1 protein-coding gene is annotated in these 512 nt (G+C 54.5%); it reads left to right on the forward strand.

Translation table 11 applies throughout. The features are described from left to right. Positions 1-444, forward strand: a 444-nt coding sequence (locus SB725_RS30145; RefSeq protein WP_410923016.1) for a carbohydrate porin, incomplete at its 5' end; no start/stop codon positions are given. Between the last annotated feature and the right edge of the window lie 68 nt (positions 445-512).

Genomic DNA, 512 nt, shown 5'->3' on the forward strand with positions numbered 1-512 from the left:
GGCTACTGGTTCGTTGCACAGCAACAACTCACCAGCCACAACGGTGACAAGACCCGCGGTCTGAACATTGCGGCCAACGCCACGTTCCACGACAAGGACACCAACTTCGTCGACAACTACCAGTCGCTGATGTTTGTGTACAAGGGCCCGTTCGACGCGCGTCCTAAAGATGACATGGGTATCGGTTTCGCCCGCACCCACGTCAACGATGACGTGAAGAAAAACGCCGAGCTGGTGAACGCGGCGAACAATGTCACTGATTACGAGAACCCACTGTTCTCGCCACTGCGGACCACCGAGTACAACTACGAAATCAACTACGGCTTCCACGTTACCAACTGGCTGACCGTGCGTCCTAACCTGCAATACATCACTCACCCGGGCGGTGTTGATGAAGTCGATAACGCACTGGTGGCCGGCCTGAAAATTCAGTCGGTGTTCTAACGCTGTTGCGATAAGCTCCTCTCTATGTGCGCATATTTGCGGACAGCCCAGGCTGTCCGCTTTTTTTT

It is taken from the genome of Pseudomonas sp. SIMBA_041 (genome assembly GCF_046535095.1).
Taxonomy (GTDB): Bacteria; Pseudomonadota; Gammaproteobacteria; order Pseudomonadales; family Pseudomonadaceae; genus Aquipseudomonas; species Aquipseudomonas mucoides.